The 23,928-nt window shown below is 35.5% G+C and carries 22 protein-coding genes; 17 read left to right on the plus strand and 5 right to left on the minus strand.

Translation table 11 applies throughout. The features are described 5' to 3' along the window. Positions 1-21: 21 nt before the first annotated feature. Positions 22-696 (minus strand): hypothetical protein, encoded by a 675-nt coding sequence (locus ABD963_RS07080; RefSeq protein WP_345276259.1) that lies wholly within the window; start codon positions 694-696, stop codon positions 22-24. A gap of 766 nt (positions 697-1,462) precedes the next feature. Between ABD963_RS07080 and ABD963_RS07085 the strand changes: the two genes are divergently transcribed. Next, positions 1,463-2,017 carry an ExbD/TolR family protein gene (locus ABD963_RS07085; protein WP_345276260.1) on the plus strand — a complete coding sequence of 185 codons (555 nt, stop codon included), beginning with the start codon at positions 1,463-1,465 and terminating at the stop codon, positions 2,015-2,017. Between the two features lie 2 nt (positions 2,018-2,019). Here ABD963_RS07085 and ABD963_RS07090 read toward each other — a convergent pair whose 3' ends face one another. Both ABD963_RS07090 and ABD963_RS07095 read right to left on the minus strand, forming a co-directional pair. Beyond that, entirely contained in the window at positions 2,020-2,334 is a 315-nt protein-coding gene (locus tag ABD963_RS07090) for a 3D domain-containing protein (protein ID WP_345276725.1), read from the minus strand. 131 nt (positions 2,335-2,465) lie between these two features. Next, positions 2,466-4,442 (minus strand): alpha-ketoacid dehydrogenase subunit alpha/beta, encoded by a 1,977-nt coding sequence (locus ABD963_RS07095; protein WP_345276261.1) that lies wholly within the window; start codon positions 4,440-4,442, stop codon positions 2,466-2,468. 147 nt (positions 4,443-4,589) lie between these two features. Here ABD963_RS07095 and ABD963_RS07100 point away from each other — a divergent pair, with 147 nt between their 5' ends. The 6 genes from ABD963_RS07100 (at position 4,590) to ABD963_RS07125 (ending at position 9,665) form a co-directional block, all read left to right on the plus strand. Further along, the gene (locus tag ABD963_RS07100; protein WP_345276262.1) at positions 4,590-5,540 is read left to right on the plus strand and encodes an isopenicillin N synthase family dioxygenase; all 951 of its coding nucleotides are present in this window, start codon (positions 4,590-4,592) and stop codon (positions 5,538-5,540) included. Positions 5,541-5,544: 4 nt separating this feature from the next. Further along, a complete protein-coding gene (locus tag ABD963_RS07105) occupies positions 5,545-5,874 on the plus strand; it encodes a translation initiation factor (RefSeq protein ID WP_345276263.1) in 330 nt (109 codons plus the stop codon). A gap of 3 nt (positions 5,875-5,877) precedes the next feature. Further along, positions 5,878-6,819 (plus strand): DUF1835 domain-containing protein, encoded by a 942-nt coding sequence (locus ABD963_RS07110; RefSeq protein WP_345276264.1) that lies wholly within the window; start codon positions 5,878-5,880, stop codon positions 6,817-6,819. Next, complete coding sequence (locus tag ABD963_RS07115) at positions 6,809-7,687, plus strand: nucleoside phosphorylase (RefSeq protein ID WP_345276265.1); 879 nt, start codon at positions 6,809-6,811, stop codon at positions 7,685-7,687. The genes ABD963_RS07110 and ABD963_RS07115 overlap by 11 nt, the downstream gene beginning before the upstream one ends. 4 nt (positions 7,688-7,691) lie before the next feature. Then, positions 7,692-8,546 carry a substrate-binding domain-containing protein gene (locus ABD963_RS07120; protein ID WP_345276266.1) on the plus strand — a complete coding sequence of 285 codons (855 nt, stop codon included), beginning with the start codon at positions 7,692-7,694 and terminating at the stop codon, positions 8,544-8,546. Between the two features lie 72 nt (positions 8,547-8,618). Further along, positions 8,619-9,665: a TlpA family protein disulfide reductase gene (locus ABD963_RS07125; protein ID WP_345276267.1), complete on the plus strand. Its 1,047-nt coding sequence runs from the start codon at positions 8,619-8,621 to the stop codon at positions 9,663-9,665. A 39-nt stretch (positions 9,666-9,704) separates the two neighbouring features. On the opposite strand, the gene ABD963_RS07130 is transcribed toward ABD963_RS07125, so the two are convergent. Continuing rightward, positions 9,705-11,261, minus strand: a complete 1,557-nt coding sequence (locus ABD963_RS07130; RefSeq protein WP_345276268.1) for an NAD(P)H-hydrate dehydratase — start codon at positions 11,259-11,261, stop codon at positions 9,705-9,707. 340 nt (positions 11,262-11,601) lie between these two features. Between ABD963_RS07130 and thrA the strand changes: the two genes are divergently transcribed. The 7 genes from thrA to ABD963_RS07165 all read left to right on the plus strand — a co-directional run bounded on the left by thrA (position 11,602) and on the right by ABD963_RS07165 (position 21,118). Next, on the plus strand, positions 11,602-14,046 hold the full coding sequence (gene thrA / locus ABD963_RS07135) for a bifunctional aspartate kinase/homoserine dehydrogenase I (RefSeq protein WP_345276269.1): 2,445 nt from the start codon (positions 11,602-11,604) through the stop codon (positions 14,044-14,046). Positions 14,047-14,123: 77 nt separating this feature from the next. Beyond that, positions 14,124-15,053, plus strand: coding sequence for a homoserine kinase (locus ABD963_RS07140; RefSeq protein ID WP_345276270.1), 930 nt, complete (start codon positions 14,124-14,126; stop codon positions 15,051-15,053). Beyond that, entirely contained in the window at positions 15,053-16,345 is a 1,293-nt protein-coding gene (gene thrC / locus ABD963_RS07145) for a threonine synthase (RefSeq protein ID WP_345276271.1), read from the plus strand. The genes ABD963_RS07140 and thrC overlap by 1 nt, the downstream gene beginning before the upstream one ends. 27 nt (positions 16,346-16,372) lie before the next feature. After that, on the plus strand, positions 16,373-16,888 hold the full coding sequence (locus tag ABD963_RS07150; RefSeq protein WP_345276272.1) for a GNAT family N-acetyltransferase: 516 nt from the start codon (positions 16,373-16,375) through the stop codon (positions 16,886-16,888). Between the two features lie 11 nt (positions 16,889-16,899). Then, a complete protein-coding gene (locus ABD963_RS07155; RefSeq protein ID WP_345276273.1) occupies positions 16,900-17,133 on the plus strand; it encodes a CBU_0592 family membrane protein in 234 nt (77 codons plus the stop codon). Positions 17,134-17,257: 124 nt separating this feature from the next. Then, the gene (locus ABD963_RS07160; RefSeq protein ID WP_345276274.1) at positions 17,258-18,925 is read left to right on the plus strand and encodes a DUF885 domain-containing protein; all 1,668 of its coding nucleotides are present in this window, start codon (positions 17,258-17,260) and stop codon (positions 18,923-18,925) included. A gap of 33 nt (positions 18,926-18,958) precedes the next feature. Continuing rightward, the gene (locus ABD963_RS07165) at positions 18,959-21,118 is read left to right on the plus strand and encodes a prolyl oligopeptidase family serine peptidase (RefSeq protein WP_345276275.1); all 2,160 of its coding nucleotides are present in this window, start codon (positions 18,959-18,961) and stop codon (positions 21,116-21,118) included. Between the two features lie 4 nt (positions 21,119-21,122). Here ABD963_RS07165 and ABD963_RS07170 read toward each other — a convergent pair whose 3' ends face one another. After that, positions 21,123-21,281 carry a hypothetical protein gene (locus tag ABD963_RS07170; RefSeq protein WP_345276276.1) on the minus strand — a complete coding sequence of 53 codons (159 nt, stop codon included), beginning with the start codon at positions 21,279-21,281 and terminating at the stop codon, positions 21,123-21,125. 346 nt (positions 21,282-21,627) lie between these two features. Here ABD963_RS07170 and gcvT point away from each other — a divergent pair, with 346 nt between their 5' ends. From gcvT to ABD963_RS07185, 3 genes are read left to right on the plus strand one after another with little or no spacing between them, the layout of a single operon-like run. Further along, positions 21,628-22,710, plus strand: a complete 1,083-nt coding sequence (gene gcvT / locus ABD963_RS07175; protein ID WP_345276277.1) for a glycine cleavage system aminomethyltransferase GcvT — start codon at positions 21,628-21,630, stop codon at positions 22,708-22,710. A gap of 15 nt (positions 22,711-22,725) precedes the next feature. Beyond that, positions 22,726-23,565 carry a sugar nucleotide-binding protein gene (locus tag ABD963_RS07180; RefSeq protein WP_345276278.1) on the plus strand — a complete coding sequence of 280 codons (840 nt, stop codon included), beginning with the start codon at positions 22,726-22,728 and terminating at the stop codon, positions 23,563-23,565. Positions 23,566-23,618: 53 nt separating this feature from the next. Beyond that, positions 23,619-23,912: a 4a-hydroxytetrahydrobiopterin dehydratase gene (locus tag ABD963_RS07185; RefSeq protein ID WP_345276279.1), complete on the plus strand. Its 294-nt coding sequence runs from the start codon at positions 23,619-23,621 to the stop codon at positions 23,910-23,912. Positions 23,913-23,928: the final 16 nt, after the last annotated feature.

The following is a 23,928-nucleotide window of genomic DNA, read 5'->3' on the forward strand; positions in this document are numbered from 1 at the left end:
TGAAAAAATAATGTGACAAAGTTATTCCTTCACCACAATAATGGTTGCTTTCACACCAGTGGCTAAATTCCATTGATTGTGTGATACAATAAAGCCATTATCATCAATCACTTTGAATTCTGCGGTATTGGGTCCAGAATCTCCTTGGTTTAAGGCTACAAAATCTATTTTGTTGAATCCAGGTTTTAAATCCAGTTTAAAGCCACTATAACCTCCATTTAAAAACACTCTGGGGTATATAATGTCGTCATTAATCCTAACTTGTATTAAGTCTCCATCAACATAGCCATGGTCTCGGTAAATAACATTCACAAATTTAGCTTTACTTTTAAAATCGCCTAAAAACTGGTCGGTAGTACTCCCATTTCGTTGTTCTACTTCTTCAGGAGATAATTTTAAATTCTCAATGTTTTTATTTATTCGCTTTTCATAAAGCTCTCCGGGGTTTCCAAACTGTTCCTCTGGAAACATAGAAAATTCTTTTTTAGGGAACTCCAAATTTGGAGATACTCGGGGAGTATTCAAACCAAAGTTTTTGTTTTCTATGGGTTTTGATGGCGTTAAAGGTGAAATATCAGCAGAATCTTTTTTGCTTTCAACCGCAGGTATAACTATAGACTTCCTTTTATTGTCTATTTGCGCATTAGCAGACAATGAAAGGCACATCATGAACATCAATAAAATATAATACTTCATTAAACTTTTATATTTTTTATCTAAAATCATGGTTGTTATGATATTTCAAAGCTATTATTATTATTTGAAAATACAAGTAACCCTCATTCATATTTAATATTCGTTTAACAATAATCATTCCTAAAAATAATTTTTGTCCTTGGTCCAATAATTTCCTTACCACTATCCTACTAAAAATAGTTAAAATATGTTAATTTATTACTTTGTTATGCATAGTACTGTAACAAAATTAATTTTTGGTCGTCTATCTAGTATAAATCAATTAAATAATAATCATTAATCAAAAAACAACAAATCATGAGAACTTTAAACAGCAATGAATTAACAGGAACATTTAGCGGAAGTAAAAGTAGCGAGTGGAACAGTAAAAGACGTTACAGATAAACAACGTTTTTTAGACCTTATTTCATTAATTAAAATCAATCAAAAAACAAACATTATGAGAACCTTAAACAACAATCAATTATCAGGAACATTAAGCGGTACTAAAAGTAACGAATGGAATAACAAAAGACGCTACAGATAAGTAGCGTCTTTTTAAACTTAACTTTCATCAAATCAACAAATGAACTCAATTAATAACATATCAAGACGGTTAAATAATTTAACACAAGAAAATTTATTCACTAACAATCGTGTCATCGATTTTCATACCTCTAATAATGGGCTTTGGAAAGGATCTAAAAGATACGCACACTAATTTAAAATTTTAGTTTCTGGTATTGTTTTTGTGATTTAAGTTAGTATTAACATTTAAACTTAAATCATGAGGCATTCAAAACTAGTACCCGAAGTAAACGCAGGGTCTATGGCAGACATTGCGTTTTTATTACTCATTTTCTTTCTTGTAACAGCAACCATTTCATCAGAGGAAGGCATTAGCAGAATATTGCCCAAAGATTGCCTAAATGGAGATTGTGGTGCCACCATCGCTGATCGCAATATACTTCGTATTATAATTAATAATAATGATGAAGTTATGGTAAATGAGGACATCGTACTTATTGAAAATTTAAAGGATTTAACAAAAGACTTTTTAGACAATAATGGGGATGATACGTGTGGTTATTGCACTGGAAATAAAAGTTCAGAAGCATCTGACAATCCAAAAAAAGCTGTGGTCTCATTGCAAAACGGGCCATTAACTACCTACAGGCAGTATGTTACCGTTCAAAATGAAATTACAAAAGCTTATTACGAATTAAGGAAAAGTTATAGTTTAAATGTTTTTAAAAAGCCTTCCGATGAATTAACAAAGGAAGAATTAAAACAAGTTCAGGAAGCCTATCCGTTTATACTTTCTGAGGCTGAAACAAAATAAGTCTAGTCTTTAATGGGTATTCCATAGTCGATGCAAACCTTTTTTCTGCCCCATAATTTGGCAGCTTTAACATCGGTTCCCATATAGATATCTATTTTATTTTTCCAGCGTGGGTGCATTTTATCTTTAACCCAATAGATTCCTTCAAGCCCTTCAATCTTGACAGGGATATTGTGTTTTAAACCTTTTCGTAATAAATCATTGGAAACAGCAATGTATTTTAGCCCCGGTTTCAAACTATCACCAAATGCGGTAATAAGGGGACTGGAATCGGTTTGATAAGAAAGCGAATTATAGGCTGTAGCTGTTACTTTCATGGAGTTCCATGAGTAGCTACGTTCAACAATATCTCTATCATTTTTACAATTAAAAAGCAATAGAAAAGCAATAAGTAGAAACAACCTCAAAATACATCATTTTAATTCTTTTAAATATATGAATTTTGGAATTAGTAAGCCAAAAGCGTTTTTAATTCGGTTTCAAACTTGTTTTTTGCCAAATATTGTTCCTCCAACTGTTTAGCAAATGGGATAGGCGTTTCTAAACTTGCCACGCGTTTAACAGGCGCATCCAAAAACTCAAAGCAATGTTCCATTATGAGTGCTGAAATATCACTTGCAATCCCACCAAACAAAGAGTCTTCCTGCACGATGATAGCTTTGCCAGTTTTTTTAACTGAATCATATATGGTTTGGGTATCTAAAGGTTGAAGCGTTCTTAAATCTACAAGATCTGCTGAAATATCAGGGTTATTATTCAAGGTTTCCAAAGCCCAATGTATGGCTGAACCATAACTAATAATGGTTACATCATTTCCAGTTCTTAGAACCGATGCTTTGCCGTAAGGAAGTGTGTAATAATCCACGGGCACTTCTTGACGAATGCTTCTGTAAAGTCCTTTGTGCTCAAAAAACAATACTGGGTTTGGGTCATTTATAGCAGTATTTAAAAGGCCTTTAGCATCATAGGGAAACGCAGGATAAACCACTTTTAATCCTGGTGTTTTTGTAAACCACGCTTCGTTTGTTTGAGAGTGGAATGGTCCTGCAGCTACACCACCACCACAAGGCATACGTATGACTACATCGGCATTCTGGTTCCATCTGTAGTACGATTTTGCTAAATAATTGACCACAGGATTAAAGCCTGAGGTTATAAAATCTGCAAACTGCATTTCGACAATACTTTTTATTCCTGCGATAGATAAACCCATGGCCGTTTCAATAATTGACGATTCGCAAATGGGTGTATTACGTACTCTATCTTTCCCAAATTGCTCAACAAAACCCTCGGTTATCTTAAAAGCACCACCATATTCAGCAATATCTTGCCCCATAATAACGAGGTCGTTGTATCGCTCCATACTTTGTTTTAAACTTTCTGAAATAGCATCTATGAACCGAATTTTTTTTTCTTCTTTATTATTTTTAAATTCTTGATATTCAAATTTTTGAAATACATCATTTAACTCTAAGGTTTCATTTGGTAAAATAGCTTCTTCATTAAAAGCAACCTCCAAATGTTCATTTATTTCATGGGTAATATCTTCACTGATTTTAACCTCTACTTCTCCTTTTAGAATATTTTCGTTTTTTAAAAACTCTTGGAAATTCTGAATAGGATCTTTTTTAGCCCATTCATTCATAAGTTCTTGGGGTACGTATTTTGTCCCACTCGCCTCTTCGTGGCCTCGCATTCTAAAAGTCTTAAATTCCAACAAAACAGGTCTCGGGTTTTGGCGTACACTTTCGGCAATCTCATTTACTTTAGTATAAACTTCCACTATATTGTTGCCATCAATAATGTGCGATTCCATGCCGTAACCAATACCACGTTCTGCTAAATCTTTGCAGGAATATTGCTCATTTGTTGGGGTTGATAAGCCATAACCGTTGTTTTCAATACAAAATAAAACAGGCAATTGCCATACGGAAGCCACGTTTAAGGCCTCATGAAAATCACCTTCGCTGGTACCTCCTTCACCTGTAAAAACAGCAGTCACTTGGTTTTTGTTTTTTAGTTTGGAAGCTAAGGCTATACCATCAGCAACTCCCAACTGCGGCCCTAAATGCGATATCATTCCTATAATTTTGTATTGTTGTGTACCGAAATGAAAGGACCTATCCCGGCCTTTTGTAAATCCCGAGGCTTTTCCTTGCCATTGTGCAAACAATCTATAGAAGGGAATATTTCTTGTTGTAAAAACACCTAGATTTCGATGCATGGGTAAAATATATTCATCAGAATTCAAAGCCATAGTAATTCCAACTGAAATAGCCTCTTGCCCTATCCCTGAAAACCATTTGCTAATTTTTCCTTGTCGCAATAAAACAAGCATCTTCTCCTCTATTAATCTGGGTTTTAACATGTTTTTGTACAATTCCAACAAAACTGTATGATCCAGATTTTCAATGTTATAAACCATGCCTTATCATGTTGTTAAGCGTTAAAATTACGTAATAATTACCCTTTCAAATATACCATAAAAAGGGTATATCAATCATAAACTTATACCTGAAACTTTACAATGTTTTTGTACCTTTGTGATAGCTTTATTTATAAATACCCACTCATGAATACTATACCTAGTGTTAATTTAAAAGACTTCATATCTAATGACCCTATTAAAAAACAAAAATTTGTTGACGCTATTGGAAAAGCCTATGAAGAGATAGGTTTTGTGGCACTTAAGGGACATTTTTTAAATGATGATTTAGTAAAAAAACTTTACGAAGAAGTAAAGAACTTTTTCAATTTGCCATTGGAAACCAAGCAGAAATATGAAATTCCTGGAATTGGTGGCCAACGTGGGTATGTGTCTTTTGGAAAAGAAAGTGCCAAGGGTAAAAAAGAAGGCGATTTAAAAGAATTTTGGCATTTTGGACAGTATGTTGAAGATGATGAAAAGTTAAAAGTTGAATATCCAGATAATGTGCTGGTTGAAGAACTACCAGAATTTAATAAAGTTGGAAAAGACACCTATAAAATGCTTGAAAAAACAGCCAAATATGTTTTACGGGCATTGGCATTACATTTAGGTTTGGAAGAAACCTATTTTGATGAATATATTCACAACGGGAATTCAATTTTACGCCCCATACACTACCCACCTATCACGGAGGAGCCCAAAGAAGCTGTGAGAGCTGCAGCTCACGGTGATATTAATTTGATAACACTGCTTATGGGTGCTCAAGGTAGAGGTTTGCAAGTTCAAAACCATAAAGGCGAGTGGATAGATGCTATTGCTGAACCTGACGAATTGATGATTAATGTTGGTGATATGCTATCAAGACACACTAATAATAAATTGAAATCTACCATACACCGCGTGATTAACCCACCAAAAGAACTATGGGGAACCTCACGCTATTCAATTCCGTTTTTTATGCACCCTGTAAGTAGTATGAAATTAGATGTTTTGGAAGGCTGTATTGATGAAAGCAATCCAAAAGCATTTGAAGATATTACGGCAGGTGAATTTTTAAATGAACGATTAATTGAACTTGGTCTTATCAAAAAGTAACATCATGGATTTACATGACCAATTAAAAAATCTATTTCCCGACCATGTAAATGAAGAAAAGGAACCAGATATTGAAGAATCTCTCGATATTTGGATGCAAGACGACCCCATTATTTGTAAATACGAAAAACGAAAAGGTAAGCCTATAACCATTCTCGAGGGTTATACAGGCGCTACCGAAGATTTTAAAATGCTAGCCAAAGAAATAAAAACCACTTTAAGTGTTGGTGGGAGTTTTAAAGATGATAAAATTATTATTCAGGGAGATTATCGTGACAAAATCATGAATATACTAAAAAACAAAGGGTTTAAAGTAAAACGCGTGGGTGGATAAATTATGGACAAACAACCTCTACATATTACAAATGGCAGTATATTATCCGATTTTCTCAACGAACTAAACGTTGAGGGAGAAAAGCTAACATGGCAGGAAATGCTTTGCGAAGGCCCAACTATTGAAATGGTTTATACAGAACAATTTATAAGTTTAAGACAAGCTTTTTTTGATGAGTTTTATGATGTTGACTTAGATTTAGAACAAATCACCTCAGAATTGAACAAACTAAATAATGTTAATGATTATTCTGAAATTGTGTTGTGGTTTGAGTATGATTTATTTTGCCATATCAATATGGTAGCTGTTATCAGCTTGATTCAACAGAGAAAAATAGACTTACCTATATATTTGGTATGTAGTGGTAGAATAGAAGGCAGTAAAAATTTAAAAGGTTTAGGGGAATTATCTTCAAAAGAACTATTGGAACATTATAAAAACAAAGTGTTGCTCAATCACGATGATATCAGTTTAGCAACCACGGTCTGGGGTATTTACTGCGGTATAGACCATAACTTACTTAAGCCGTTTATTTTAAAGCCATCATCATTTAAATATTTGACCAATTGTTTAAAAGCGCATTTAGAACGCTTTCCTGAGTTGCATGACGGATTGAATATTTTGGAAAGAAACATTCTTAAGATTATTGAAAAACATCAAATAACTTCCAAAAACCACTTATTGGGATATGCTTTAAACTATCAAGGATTTTATGGTTATGGCGATTTACAATTGTCAAGAATTATTGATAATTTACACATGTTCTATACCCTTTCAGAAGTTGGATTAACTTTAAACAGAAAAGGTCATGAAGCTTTGTTGGGACATCATAATTTTTCTTCAGAAATTAATGATAAAATGACGTTTGGTGGTGTAAAAAAAATGGATTTTCAATTCAGTAATACTGAAAACAAACTCATAAAATCTGTTTCAAATGCCATGTAAGGAATCGGAACTCATATTAAACCCAGACGGGAGCGTTTACCATTTGAATTTAAAGCCTGAACAAGTTTCAAGAACTATTATTTTTGTGGGAGATCAGGATCGTGTTGAAAAAGTAACAAAATACTTTGACAGTATTGAGTTTACCATTCAAAAAAGAGAGTTCAAAACTCAAACTGGATTTTATAAGGGAAAACGAATTAGTGTAATTTCCACAGGTATTGGACCAGATAATATAGATATTGTCCTGAACGAATTGGATGCGCTTTTTAATATTGATTTAAAAACAAGACTTCCAAAAAAAAACCAGACTAGTCTTGATATTATTAGGGTAGGCACATCGGGTTCACTACAAAAAGATATTCCTGTTGATTCAATTGTTATGAGTGAATATGGACTCGATATAAACGGGATGCTTCACTCATATATAACGGATATTATTTCCAATCCTGAAATAGAAAACGCCTTTATTTCACAAACTAATTGGCATCAAAATAAGGCGAAACCCATAATAATCAAAGCAGGAGAGAAATTACTAGAAGCTTTTGAAAGTAACGAAACCCATAAAGGTTTAACGGCTACCGCTGGTGGATTTTATGGACCACAAGGGCGAGTTTTAAGATTACCCATTCAGGACCCAGGTTTAAACTCAAAAATGGATGCTTTTAATTTTAAAGGCATGCGGATAACCAATCTTGAAATGGAAACATCCGCTATTTATGGACTTTCAAAACTCTTAGGGCACCAAGCATTATCATTAAATGCCATCATCGCTAATAGGGCTTTAGGAACTTTTAGCAAAAACCCATCGAAAGTCATTGAGCGCCTGATTGGTTATACACTCAATAAAATTATAGAACAAATAGATTGATTTAATGAAGAAAATTAACATTGGCGGTGTTCCAGAACATTTTAATTTGGCTTGGTATTTAACGCTAAAAGATGGAGCATATAAAGAAAATAATATCAATTTAAGGTGGCATGATTATCCTGGTGGAACGGGTGCTATGTGTAAAGCACTGCGAAATAAAGACATCGATTTAGCTGTTATACTAACTGAAGGTATTATAAAAGATATTATTGATGGCAATCCATGCAAAATTGTTCAAACTTTTGTAGAAACTCCTTTAGTTTGGGGCATCCATGTCGCTAAAAACTCCTCCTATAAAACAATTGACGATATAAAAGGAACAAAAGCAGCCATTAGCAGATATGGTTCTGGTTCTCATTTAATGGCATTTATTAACGCCGAAAACCATCATTGGGATATAAAAAACGATTTAAATTTTGAAGTAGTTAAAGATTTAGAAGGTGCTGTAAAATCTCTAACGGATGGTAGTTCTGACTATTTCTTGTGGGAAAAATTTACTACAAAACCTTTGGTAGATGATGGAACTTTTAGAAGAATAGGTAATTGCCCTTCGCCATGGCCTTGTTTTGTAATTGCAGCAAGGGAAGACTTTATTGAAGGAAACACAGAGGATTTAAAAACTATTTTGGAAATCATTAATAACACAACATCAGAGTTTAAAGACATTCCAAGTATTGACAAAACTATTTCTAACCGTTACAAACAAAAACTTGAAGATGTTCAGGAATGGTTAAGCATCACCGAATGGTCACAATCCTTAATTGATAAAAAAACAATTATGAATACTCAAAAAGAGTTGTTTGCATTAGATATTATTGATAAAATTGTTGACTATAATATGTTAACCTATAAACTCTAAAAATAGATTTAACAAAAACTTATCAATATAGCGCTTACATATTTTTATTTTTGAAAAAAATAAACCCATAATATGAAAAAACTACTTTTAATTTCTTTACTATTTTCTGTTTTAGCCTGTAAAGAAGAACCTAAAGATTATGTTACTTTATCTGGAAAAATAATAAATAAAAACAGCGACTCTGTTGTTGTAATTACCCGTGGCTATTCAAAAACTATCCAGTTAAATGAAGATGGCACCTTTAAAGACACATTAAAGGTTGAAACTGGGGTACATAGTTTTTATGATGGTACAGAAGGGTCTCCAGTTTACCTTAAAAATGGTTTCGATTTAAATTTAACTCTAGATACAAAGAAATTTCATGAATCCATTACCTATGAAGGTATTGGTGCTGAGCACAGTAATTTTCTAGCCAAAAATTCACTAATTCAAGAAAAGCTTCTTGATCTTGATAAATTGGGAAATCTAAGTATGGATGGTCTAGAAAATGAGCTGAATATGATTAATTTAAAACTTACAGAGTTTTATAATTCAAATAGTCAAGTAGACACATCCATAACCAATACGCTAAAAAACAATTTGAAACCTATGCTCGAGTCTTACAAAAGATATTTGGCTCAAGGAATCACTTTAAAATCGGCACTGCCAAAAGGCTCTCTCTCACCAACTTTTGAAAATTATATAAACTATAAAGGTGGTACAACCTCCTTATCTGATTTAAAAGGTAAATATGTGTATGTGGATGTATGGGCTACTTGGTGCGGTCCTTGTAAGGTAGAAATACCCTCATTAAAAGAATTAGAAAAGGATTATCACGGTAAAAACATTCATTTTGTTAGCTTATCAGTGGATGATGGGCGAGGTTACAGAGCCGAAACACAAGAAGCTGCGGCTGCTTTAGCAAAGGAAGGTTGGAAAAAAATGATTTCTGAAAAAAAATTGGGTGGTATTCAATTATTATCACCAAATGGTTGGCAGGACGATTTTATTCAGGACTATAAAATAAATGGTATTCCAAGATTCATATTAATAGATACTGAAGGAAATATTGTAAATCCAGATGCCCCGAGACCATCCAGTGATGGAATTAGAGAGTTGTTTACAGAACTAAACATATAGATAAAAAAAGTCGATAGTCTGCGGCTTTTTTATTTCTTTTTAGTTTTCATTTTCTTCATCCATTTCTTGATGTTCTATTTCTTCTGGTTGCTTGAATAAGTCTAAATATGCTTTTCCTAAATATTCAATAACATGACTAGCAATTAAGCTTTGATACCCAAAGTCTTCAACCGCAATGTCAGCAGATCTCCCATGTAAATACACTCCAAAAATGGTTGCTGTTAGTGGATTATACCCTTGAGAAATTAATCCTGCAATAATTCCGGTTAACACATCACCACTTCCAGCGGTAGATAAGCCTGGATTGCCTGTTGTGTTAATATAAAGCTTATCATTAAAAACAGTTATGGTATGAGCACCTTTTATTAACAGGATAATATCGTGTTTTTTTGAAAATGCTTTCGCTTTTTTTAATTTTTCGAAATCATTTTTCCAGGCACCTACCAAGCGTTCTAATTCTTTTGGGTGTGGTGTTAAAACACTTTGCGATGGTAATAATTTTACTAAAGCTTTCTTTTTAGCTAGAATATTAATACCATCGGCATCAATCACCAAAGGAGTTTTGTGTTTTTTTAAAAAAACCTCAAAAGCATCAATTGTTTTATTATTTACTCCTACTCCCATACCAAATGCAACAACCGTAGGTTCCATCTCAAAATTTATAGATGTTATGAGTTTTTCATCAACATCTGTTATTACCATGGCTTCAGGGAATGAAGATTGCAATGCTGTATAACCACATTTTGGGATATAAACTGTAACCAATCCTGCCCCTGCTGATAATGTCGCTTTGCTAGAGAGCGTTACAGCACCTATTTTACCATAACTGCCTCCAATAATTAGTGCATGTCCAAATTGACCCTTATGTGAAAATTTTTCTCTAGGAATGTAGTTTGGTAATACTTCATGCTTTCCAATGAGTTCTACTTCTGTTTTGGTTTTGTAAAGATATTCCTGATCCAGACCAATGTTTAAAACTTCCCATTGAACAGTATACTTTGCGGTTTGCGGTAAAAAAAAAGTCAGTTTTGGTGACGCAAAACTCAAGGTGTAACCGGCATAAACAACAGCATCCTCATCTTCAACAGCTTGATCAGGAAACAATCCTGAAGGAATATCGATAGATAAAGTAAATGCTTTACTGGCTTTAAAATGCATGAACAAGGCTTTTACCCAATCAACCACAGGTCTGTTTATTCCTATTCCAAAAACGGCATCCACAATAATATCCTCTGGATTAATCTCTGGAAAATCCACTTTGGATTTTAATAATTCTGGCCATTTTTTGGTAACATTTTTTATGCGGTCGTAATTAATCAAAAAATCTTTTGAGCGTTTATCACTGTAATTAACAATGTAGGTGTTTACGTTATAACCATCTAAAATTAAGTGTCTTGCCAATACTAATCCATCGCCACCATTATTTCCTATACCACAAAATACATGGATGGGAACTTGGGCTCCTTGCATACGCAAGTGAATCCAATTAAAAATTTCGGTACCGGCACGTTCCATTAAATCTGTTGAACTTATTTTTTGGCGTTCGGCAGTTAAACGATCGCCTTCATAAATTTGTTCTTTTGAAAATATTTTCATTTGTTCAATTATTGATTTTTCAATTCTAGTTGGTATTCATTAGATATATTAAATGAAATTTACTTCAATATAAGAATACATCAAAAAATAATATTTTGTTTTTTTATTAGGCTAAAAGTAATACTTTTGAGTAGTTATTTATTGAATAAAATGATTCATTTAAACCAAAATACATATTCTACTTTTGCGATTTTTACTAAAGCAATGACTTCTATTTTTGGTGTTACAATTAATAATACAACCCTTTGGGGTTGCTAATTAAATATTCTTCAGACCATTTTTGTAATGTAAAAAATTACAACTTTTCAAGTATTATTTTTAATTATCAATATATTAAAACATGAAAGTTTTAAAATTTGGAGGAACATCAGTAGGTTCTTCAAAAAACATAAATAATGTCATCAAAATTTTAGAAGATTATTCTAAAACGGATTTGGTTATATGTGTGGTTTCAGCGGTTGGAGGTGTTACAGATAAATTACTTTTAGCAGGAAAGCAAGCTCAAAATAAAGAGGATAATTATACAGAATCGTTTAATACTATAAAGGATATTCATTTAAATATTATTCGGGAGTTAAACCCTAGTAATAATGCTTCTATTTTAGATTTTGTTGAGGGGAAATTAAATGAATTAAAAAGTTTATTGGACGGTATTTATTTGATTAATGAACTATCGCCTAAAACTTCGGATAAATTGGTGAGTTATGGGGAAATTTTATCGTCATACATCATTAGTGAAACCATGAAGCATAGAGGTTTAGTGGCAGAATTAAAAAACTCACAAGAACTAATTGTTACTAATTCTAACTTTAGTAAAGCTGAGGTTAATTATAATATCACCAATAGAAATATTCAAGAGTATTTTCAATCAGCCTCTCAAAAAATAACCATTTTACCAGGATTTATATCAAAATCCGTTACAGGAGAACAAACCACATTAGGCCGAGGGGGTTCTGACTTTACGGCAGCTATTTTGGCAGCCGCTTTAAAAGTTGAACAATTGGAAATTTGGACGGATGTAAGTGGCATGTTCACAACTAATCCAAAATTGGTAAAGCAAGCCTATCCTATTGATAGAATTTCGTATCAAGAGGCTATGGAATTATCCCATTTTGGAGCCAAAGTTTTATATCCACCAACGGTACAACCCGTTCTAGATTTAAACATTCCTATTCATATTAAAAACACTTTAGAACCTGAGTCTGCTGGTACGATTATTTCTAATGAAGAAACAAATTCCACCAATGCTGTTAAGGGTATTAGTAATATTTCCAACATTGCGCTATTAACCCTTCAGGGAAGTGGTATGGTTGGTATTCCTGGTTTTTCAAAACGTTTGTTCGAAACTTTATCTCAAGAAAAAATTAATATTATTTTAATTACACAAGCATCCTCAGAACATTCCATTTGTTTGGGAATTGATGAAGCTGAAGCAGAAAAAGCCAAAATTAGTATTGACAAGACCTTTGAGAATGAAATAGCACTGCATAAAATAGATCCCATTATTGTTGAGAATGGGCTGTCAATTATAGCTTTAGTGGGTGATAATATGAAAAACCATCAAGGTATCAGTGGCAAAATGTTTAGCACCCTAGGTAAAAACAATATTAATATTAGAGCTATAGCCCAAGGGGCTTCTGAAAAAAATATTTCAGCAGTTATATTAGAGAAAGATGTAAAGAAAGCTTTAAATACACTTCATGAACAATTTTTTGAAAGCAAAACAAAACAGCTCAATGTATTTATAACAGGAGTAGGCAATGTAGGTGAACGTTTGGTAGAACAAATTAAACAACAACGAAAATACTTAAAAGAAAATTTAAAAATAAACCTTAGGATTACTGGATTGTCTAATTCAAGAACCATGATTTTTAATGAAGAAGGGATTGATTTAAGTACTTGGAAAGAACAGTTAGCAGAAGGAGAAAAAGCAACATTAGAGGGTTTTTTTGAAAACACAAAAGCTTTGAATTTACGGAATAGTATTTTTGTGGACGTTACGGCAAATGCCGATGTAGCAAATTTATATGCCAATTATTTGAGAGAAAGTATTGGTGTGGTAGCTTGTAATAAAATTGCTTGTTCCAGCGATTTGGAAAATTATAAATTGTTAAAACGCTTGTCTTTAAAATATAACGCTCCATTTTTATTTGAAACCAATGTAGGTGCAGGCCTGCCTATTATTGATACCTTAAATAATTTAATTGCTTCTGGTGATAAAATCACATCTATTCATGCTGTATTATCTGGAAGTTTGAATTTTGTTTTCAACAATTTCAACGATAAAACCAAGTTTTATGATGTGGTAAAACAAGCTGCAGCTGAAGGTTACACCGAACCAGACCCAAGAATTGATTTAAGCGGTGTAGATGTCGCTAGAAAAATTTTAATTTTGGCGAGAGAAAGCGGTGTTGAAATGAATTTAGAGGATATTCAAAACACCTCATTCTTATCAAGTTCTGGTTTAAAAAGTGAATCAGTCGATGATTTTTACAAAACATTAATATCTGATGAATCGCATTATCAAAATATATATGCCTCCGCAAAAGCTAAAGATTGTCAACTAAAATATGTTGCCCAATTTAACAATGGAAAAGCGAGTGTTGGTTTAGAAGAAATTCCGCAGGGGCATCCTTTTTATAATTTAAAAGGAAAAGATAATATTGTAATGTTTTATACCCAACGATACCCCGAACAACCCATGATCATTAAAGGGGCTGGAGCTGGTGCTGATGTTACGGCTTCCGGTTTGTTTGCTGATATAATTAGAATTGGAAACGATTAAATAAAAGATATAGGAATAAAGACAATTAAATTTAAACTCTTTTCTTGTCTCAATCTTCCTTTTTTTTTCTGTAAAAAATGAACGAAATAAAAATATTTTCGCCGGCAACTGTAGCTAATGTATCCTGTGGCTTCGATGTTCTAGGATTTTGTTTAGATGCCGTTGGGGATGACATGATAATTAGAAAAACCAATAAAAAAGGTATTTACATTACCAAAATTGTTGGTTTTGATTTACCATACGAAACCGAGTTAAATGTTGCAGGTGTATCTGCATTAGCAATGTATGAAACCCTTAATGTTGATTTTGGTTTTGAAATAGAGATTTATAAAAACATAAAACCAGGAAGTGGTATTGGCAGTAGTGCGGCCAGTGCTGTGGGTAGCGTTTTTGGAATGAATGAACTGTTAGGTAAACCATTCAATAAAACACAACTCACAGAATTTGCGATTAAAGGAGAAGCTTTAGCAAGTAAATGCGAACATGCTGATAACTTGGCTCCTGCTATATTTGGCGGTTTCACATTGGTTAAAACCTTAGCGCCTTTAGAAATTCTAGAAATACCATCACCTGATGATTTATTTGCTACTATTATTCATCCACAAATTGAAATAAAAACATCCGAAGCAAGAGCTATTTTGCCCAAAGATATTCCTTTAAATGCAGCCATAACACAGTGGGCAAATTTTGGAAGTTTAATTCATGCTTTGCATACTAGTAACTACAATTTAATCCAGCGATCACTACGAGATGTTATCATTGAGCCTTACAGAAGCCAACTTATACCATTTTTTGGTGATATTAAAAAAGCTATGCTAGATGCAGGTGCTTTAGGTGCTGGAATCTCTGGTTCGGGTCCTTCAATATTTTCATTAAGCAAAGGATTAGAAGTTGCTAAAAATGTGGAAGGTACAATTTCAAATGTATATTCTAAAACAGCTATAGAATTTGACATTCATGTATCAAAAATCAACAAAGAAGGCATTAAGATTTTGAATAAAAAATAATGAATTACTACTCATTAAACCATAAGGCGCCAAGTACATCTTTTAAAGAGGCCGTTATAAAGGGATTAGCTCCAGATAAAGGCTTGTATTTCCCTGAAAAAATTACACCTTTACCAAAATCCTTTTGGGATGCCATTGATGATTTATCGTATACAGAATTAGCTTTTGAAGCCATTAAACAATTTGTGTCTCCTGAAATTCCAAAAACTGTTTTGAAAACGATTGTTGAAGAAACCTTATCATTTGACTTTCCAGTAATAAAATTAAATGACCATATTTCAACTTTGGAATTATTTCATGGTCCAACCATGGCCTTTAAAGACGTAGGCGCTCGTTTTATGGCACGCTGCTTAGGATACTTCAATAAAAATAATGACGAAGAAGTAACCGTTTTAGTAGCTACCTCAGGAGATACTGGTGGCGCTGTCGCCAATGGCTTTTTAGGAGTTAAAGGTGTTAATGTGGTGATACTTTATCCTAGTGGTAAAGTGAGTGATATTCAAGAAATGCAATTAACAACGCTTGGACAAAATATAAAAGCTTTAGAGGTTCATGGGACGTTTGACGATTGTCAAGCCATGGTAAAAACCGCCTTTTTGGATGAGGAATTAACAAATAACATGCAATTGACTTCCGCGAACTCCATAAACGTTGCGCGTTGGTTACCACAATTGTTCTATTTTATTTTTGCCTATAAACAATTGCATAAACAATACAAAAACATTGTCTTTTCGGTACCGAGTGGCAATTTTGGCAATATTTGTGCTGGTATGATGGCCCAGCAATTAGGCCTTCCAGTAAAGCATTTTATTGCATCCAATAACGAAAACAATGTGGTAACACGCTATTTAATTTCTAAATTATACGAACCCAAACCATCTGTTCAAACCATCAGTAACGCTATGGATGTTGGTGCACCAAGTAATTTTATCCGAATTCAAGAAATTTATAAAAATAATTTTGACGCCCTAAAAGATAATTTATCATCTTTTAGCTTTTCTGATGAAGAAACTAGAGAAGCTATGTTAGAAATTTATAATCATTATCTTTATGTTGCAGATCCTCATGGTGCTGTTGGATACTTGGGTTGTAAAGGCTATTTAAAAGAAAATCCTGAGGCGCATTGCGTATTTTTGGAAACGGCGCATCCCACTAAGTTTTTAGATGTTGTAGAGGATGTTATTGAAGAAAAACAACCGCTTCCAGTGCAAATTCAATCGGTCATGGGTAAAGAAAAGGTATCAGTTGAAATTAGTGTTTACGAGGAACTAAAGTCCTTCTTATTATCATAAAGCGCAAATTTAACAAGACTCAAATTTATGGTATCTATTGTTAAAGCGACTTTAAACGATGTAAACCTTATTACCCATATTGGTAAAACCACATTTCTTCAAGCACACGGTAGAAGCGCGCCTGAAAAGGATATTAATACGTATGTAAATAAAAATTTCACCAAAATAGCTTTCGAGGCAGAATTAAAAGACACTAAAAACCTTTTCAATATCCTTTATTTTAATGAAACACCTGTTGGATATTCTAAGATTATTTTTAATTACCAACACCCCAATATTGCTATAAAAAACGTCACTAAATTGGAACGATTATATGTTTTGGAAGCTTTTCATGGTCTTGAATTGGGAATGGAACTTTTTAATTATAATTTAAATGAATCCATCAAAAGTCAACAATCAGGTATGTGGTTATTCGTTTGGACCGAAAACCATAAAGCTATGAACTTTTACAAAAAAGCAGGATTTATAATTGTGGGACAGCATAACTTTCAAATTTCTGAAACCCACTCAAACCCAAACCATCAAATGTTCTTAACCTTTTAAATATGAACGCTATGAATTTTATAGACTGGATTGGATTTTTTGGAGTATTTCAAATTCTCTTGGCGTATTTCTTAAATGTTATTGGTAAAATGTCTAATGAGCATATAGCATTTATTTTGCTTAACCTTATTGGAGCTTCTATGGCATGTTTAGCATCCATCTTTTTAAACTATTGGCCTTTTATTATTCTCGAGGCAGTTTGGGCTTTGGTGTCGCTTTATTCGCTCTTAAAATTAAAGCAGTAAGCATTTGACTTTGTAAATATTTTCAGCTAACTTCGTTTAAATTCGGATATAAACATTAAAACGTTTTCATATCCTCATATTTACCCTCCATAGTTACCAAAATAAGAAAAAATACGATCAACATATGAGAACTGCTACAGTCATTCTTCCTCTTTTATTAATGCTCTTTTTTAGCTGCCAAAAGGATAATAAAGAAAGGATCAGGGAAACCAAAACGGAAAACCTTACTTCCAAAGACTATCAGAATTTAGTTGTTTTATTTAAAGAATGGAGAACCTTCGAAATGCCTCCAAAACTTGAAGGCGCACCCGATTATGGGAAAGCGACTTTCAAGCAGCGAATGTCGGCTTTTGATCAATTAAGAGCACGCCATGCTGCCATTGACACTGCGGGCTGGTCTATCCACAATAAGGTGGATTGGATGATCATGTGGGCAGAGATGAACGGATTTGATTTTAACTATCGCATACTGAAACCATGGGAACGTGACCCGGCTTTCTACAAGACCATATGGACCTACAAGAGTGATGTGCCAGCGCATGAAGGCCCCACGCATCATGGCACTTTGGAATTGTGGACCTATGAATTTCCGTTGAGCAATGCAGAACGCGAAAGAATGCTCGATGAACTGGCTGTAATCCCATCATTAAACACACAAGCCAAAACCAATCTTACAGGCAATGCCAAAGACCTCTGGATCACGGGTATTAGAGATATCAAGGAGCAATCTAAAGTACTTGAGGATATGAAAAGTGCTGCAGGTGTCAGTGCAGATGAAGACCTGATGTCCGCAATTGAAAAAGCTCAGACTTCTACCAATGAATTAGTAAAATGGTTGGAAGCCCAATCCGATAAGAAAACCGGTCCTTCAGGTATAGGCAAGGAGAATTATACCTGGTATATGCAAAATGTGCATTTGGTTCCGCTTACTTGGGAAGACGAGGTGATGATTCTTAAAAGAGAATTGGCTCGTGCATGGTCGGCTTTGAAATTGGAAGAACATCGCAATCGTGATCTCCCCGAACTGATAGCCGCAGATTCCCCAAAGACCTATGATGCCCTTGCCGACCGCGCGGCCAAGAGTTTAATTAGCTTCTTAGAAAATGAGGAGATTTTAACGGTGAAGGAGTATTTCGACTCTGCTTTACGGGAGCACTTGGGGACCTTTATTCCCGAGGAAACGAGAAACTTCTTCTATATCACTTCTCATTATGACCCTCGCCCACTTTTCTCTCATTTTTATCATTGGTTCGAACTGGCCAGAATGGACAAAGAACCTAACCCAAGTGAGATCAGAAAAGGACCATTGTTGTACAACATCTTCGATTCTCGAAATGAGGGCACTGCTACTGCTGTGGAAGAAATGTTTATGGATGCCGGCTTATATGATGATGACCCTAGAGTCCGTGAGATTGTTTACATCATGATGGCACAAAGGGCTGCTAGAGGATTAGGTTCTCTCTATGCGCACGCCAATAAAATGACCATGGAAGAGGCTGGTAGTATACATTCTGAATACACGCCTCGAGGTTGGATGAAAACTGAAAAAGAGCTATTGATATTTGAGCAGCACTTGTATTTAAGACAGCCTGGGTATGGTACAAGCTATATCACGGGCAAGTACTTGCTAGAAGCGACTATGGCAGAATATGCTCGCATTAAAGAGCGAAATGGAGAGGCATTCGAACTCAGTGATTTCTTTGATAGCATCAATCGCATTGGCAATATCCCTGTAGCATTAACTCAATGGGAAATGACCGGTAATTCAGATCATATGATCATGATGAAATAAGTAGTTTTTAGTTAATTTTTGAGACAAACACACATGAAAAATCGCTCTTTTTGGAAAATATGGGTACTAACAGGCCTATTGATGGCAATAACTACGACAATAACAGCACAGGAAACTGAGCTCACGCTTGATGACCTGTTCGCAACGCCAAAACTGACGGGAACAACCCCGTCACGGCCTGTCTGGGCACCAAACAGCCAGCACTTTGCCTTTTCCTGGAGTGAACCAGGAGATCCTGGGCGTGGACTCTGGGTATCCACAAAAGATGGAAAGGAAATACGACTTGTCTCTGATAGGGCATCTACATTTGTGCGTGATATGGTCTGGACTAATGCGAACACTATCATCAGCCTGCGAGGTAACCACCTATGGCAGACGTCTCTGAGACAAGGAACCGACCTTCAATTGATGACTGTAGAGACAGGTGCACATAACCTATCGATATCGCCAAGCGGCAACCAAGCGGCGTATATACGAAACGGTGACCTGTGGCTTGCCGACTTCCCTTCCAAACAGAATCGCCAGATCACGGAGATCGGCATCGCCAGTATCTCGAACTTACAGAAAGGGCGCTACAGCCGACCGGAACGTGAAATCGGTCCGGGTATCTGGAGTGGACCTACCTACAAGTGGTCCCCGGATGGCAAGAAAATCGCGATTCACGTTGTTGACCGACGCGAGATGCGAAAGGTTCCGTTCCCGGATTACCTCGCTGACGAAACCAATCCCAACGAGGTACGTCGAAGTTACCCGGGCGATCCAAACGAGATTCGCATGGTTGGCCTGCTCGATGTAGATAGCGGTAACATGATTTACCTCGATTTGCCAGACCCGCACGCCAACCAGATCATCGACTTCAACTGGTCACCGGGTGGTGATCTGCTGGTTGATACCGCATCTGACACGGCGGTTGAACGTACCTTGTTCGTCGTTGCACCCGGAGAAAGCCAACTGCGCGAGATTTGGCGAGGTGTTCGAGAGAGCCGCATGTACACATCGTTTGGATCTAGCTGGCATCCAGATGGACAGCAGGTCGTTTTCTTAAGCGACATGGGTGATCGCTATGGGCTTAATACGATCGATCCCTCATCATCTAAGAGCGGTCCACAACTTCTAACAGACCCCTCTTACGATGTGCTGTCCACCCCAAGCATTGCTGGTGATGCACTGTTTTATGCAGGCAACGGCGTTAATCCTTACGAACAACACGTGTATCGCTTGAATATATCCAGAGGCGACCCCGAGCAGGTCACGTATCTTGCTGGTCGGAACGATGGCTACCCTTCACCAGATGGTAAGTACTTGGTGTTTATGCACAGTAATGATACATCACCATCAGAGCTTTACGTGGTAAACAGCGAAGGTGGTGACGCTAAGCGAATAACCCACTCGCCGTTGCCAGCATTCACAGAGCGAACTTGGGTAGCTGCCGAATACGTTAATTTCCCTAGTCTTGTAGATGACTACACGCTGCATGCCCGAATTTTGAAACCTACCAACATGCAGCCCGGCAAGAAGTATCCAGTGCTGTTTGGGCCCGTGTATTCAAATACAGCTAGGAACCGCTGGGCCGGTAACTACAGCCTCGTACAGCAACTTTTGGTCAATAAGGGGTATATTGTTGTGCAGGTGGATTCACGAGGTAGCGACGGTTATGGCCGGGCATTCCGTGAAGAGTTCCTGCTGGGCTTTGCCGACCAGGACATAGAGGATTATGCAAGTGCGGTTGCATACATGGAGTCACTAGATTATGTTGATCCAGATCGTATCGGCATCTGGGGCAGCAGTTACGGTGGTACACTCTCCGTTTATTCGCTTTTGAAGAAGCCCGGCTTATTCCAGGTAGGCGTTGCTGCAGCTGCAGCTGTGGACCCAGTGTTCTTTGGCACTGACGATGTTGCTATTGTTCGTACCCCACAGACACACCCTGAGGTCTTCGAAAGAAAAGCACTCAACTACGCTGCTAACCTAGAGGATAAACTCCTATTCATCCACGGCATGCAGGACCATGTGGTACCATTCAAGACCACGGCCATGTTAGCTGAAGAACTGATTAAACAGGGTAAGAACTTCGACTTTGCTTTTGCACCGGGTGCGACGCATGGATGGAGCGGTGAGCGGAATTATGATCACTACCTTTTTGGTAAACTAATCGAATACTTCGACCGATACCTAGCCGAGCCATCTGAGTAGGTATTTATAGGTATCTTGTTACCAGACTTTGGGGAACACGCTCTAAAGGTTCGTTGAAATAACCTTCGGCACTTATCACCACAGAGGTATAGGTTTTGATGGTATTTGCACTATACCGTTTAACCTCTCTTGTTTTTACAAAGTTAGGAATATTTAAAATCAATGAATTCTCAACTAAATTAGTTTACAAGAATGAGAGATTTGAACAAAAAGTAGTTGAATTAATAAATAAAGAAATCACTAAAGGCTAAAAATGTAAAACTGCAATTAAAGGTATTAGACTAAATTAGAATCCAGTTGGAATTGCTAACGTTATTGCTAATGCAAAATTATTTAATTTAAATCCGTAACTGACGGTTATACTAAACGTTAAACGAAATTCTCAAATTCCCTTCAAAAAAACCAAAATATCTCAACTCAATTTTAACAAACCTTTTCATCATTCAGAGAAAGCGTTAATATAAATTTTCAATACATTTGCGCTATCAAAATTTAAAGCAAATTTGTAAATGAAAAATACGGCCTTAACAGAAACTCATATCTCTCTTGGAGCAAAAATGGTGCCTTTTGCAGGTTTCAATATGCCTGTGCAATACGAAGGTGTTAACATGGAACACGAAACTGTTAGAAATGGCGTGGGTGTTTTTGATGTATCGCATATGGGTGAGTTTTTAATTGAAGGCGAACAGGCTTTAGATTTGATTCAAAAAGTAACCAGTAACGATGCTTCTAAACTTACTATAGGCAAAGCACAATATAGTTGTTTGCCAAACGATAATGGTGGCATTGTTGACGATTTAATTGTTTACAGGGTAAAAGAGAATACCTATCTGTTGGTGGTAAATGCCAGCAATATCGAAAAAGATTGGAATTGGATAAGCTCCAAAAATGATGTTGGTGCAACCATGCGCGATTTAAGTGATGACTATTCGTTGCTTGCCATTCAAGGGCCTAAAGCAGTTGAAGCGATGCAATCGTTAACCAGTCATGATTTATCAGCCATCAATTTTTATAATTTTATTGTAGGTGATTTTGCTGGGATAGAACATGTTATTATTTCGGCTACAGGTTATACCGGAAGTGGCGGTTTTGAAATTTATTGCAAAAACGATGAAGTCAAACAAATTTGGGACAAGGTTTTTGAAGTTGGTGCCGATTTTGGTATCAAACCGATTGGACTTGCGGCACGCGATACCCTGCGATTGGAAATGGGTTATTGCCTCTATGGAAATGATATTGATGATACCACATCGCCCATTGAAGCTGGATTGGGTTGGATAACAAAATTCACCAAAGATTTCACCAATTCTGAAGCTTTAAAAGCTGAAAAGGAACATGGTCCAAAACGAAAACTAATAGCTTTTGAGTTGGATGAGCGTGGTATACCTCGTCATGGATACGATATTGTAGATGCCAACGGACAAAAAATTGGCGTGGTTACATCAGGCACCATGAGTCCATCACTTGGAAAAGGTATTGGCCTAGGTTATGTACCTACTGTATTTTCAGAAGTTAATAGCAAAATCTATATTCAAATTCGTAAAAATGCTGTTCCAGCAACAGTTGTGAAATTACCATTTTACAAAGGCTGAAATTTTAAGGTTTTAATGAAAGAGACGGGGAAAGAAAGTAAACATACCATATTGATTTTAGGGGCCAGCGGATTTTTAGGAACTGCTATTTACAAAGAACTCTGCTCCTATTTTAGAACTTTTGGAACTTATAATACGTCCAATCAATCCCTAGAAAAAAACAAACACTTTTTTCAATTTAATTTTGAAGAGGACGATATTTTTGAGATTCTCAATATTGTAAAACCTACAGTTATTATTTCAGCACTTCGCGGCGATTTTTCAAAACAGGTTTTGCTCCACCAACATCTAGTGGAATACGTTTTTTTAAAAGAAACCAAACTTATTTTCTTATCATCTGCAAATGTGTTTGACGCATACAGTAAATACCCAAGCTACGAGCAGGATAAAACATACAGCAATAGTATTTACGGGCATTTCAAAATAAAAATTGAAAATATGCTATTACGATTACCGAAAAAGCAAGTGGCTATATTAAGATTACCAATGGTGTTTGGCAAACAATCTCCTCGTATTCAAGAAATCCTTCAGTATATACGAGAAAATGAACCTGTTGAAGTGTTTCCCAATTTAATAATGAATGTGACTACCGATAGTAAAGTAACACAACAAATCCACTACATTATCAATAGAAATAAAACAGGCATATACCATTTGGGAAGTAGCGATTTGGTTCATCATGATGATTTTATAAAGGACATTGTTAAAACACTAAATCTAGAAGGGAATGCTATTTATAAACACGTTTATACCACAAATGATGATAGGTATTTAGCAGTTTTACCAAAATATAATGTATTGCCAAAAAATTTAAATATTGTGAGTCAAGATATCTTTACAGAACTCAAAATATAATTGATTTTGAGCTTTTAAATGAGTAAATTGTAAAAAATTCTAAGATTTATATTATGAGTAATTTATCAGAACAAGAGATAGAAAAAAGACTATTGCATTTTCCAGATTGGGAATATTACGATAATGCCATACATGCAGAATTTGAATTTGAAAATTTCAAGGATTGCTTTAGTGCCATGAGCAGAATTGCTTTTGAATGTGAAGCCTTAAACCATCATCCAGATTGGTCTAACGTTTACAATGTGCTTACCATATCATTATCTACACATGATGCAAACGGTGTTACGGACAAAGATTTCAAACTCGCCGAGGCTATTGAAAATATTGTGGAACCCGACGAAGAATAATTTGCAATTTTAAGCT

Origin of the sequence: Litoribaculum gwangyangense, from assembly GCF_039543505.1 — a bacterium.
GTDB lineage: Bacteria > Bacteroidota > Bacteroidia > Flavobacteriales > Flavobacteriaceae > Litoribaculum > Litoribaculum gwangyangense.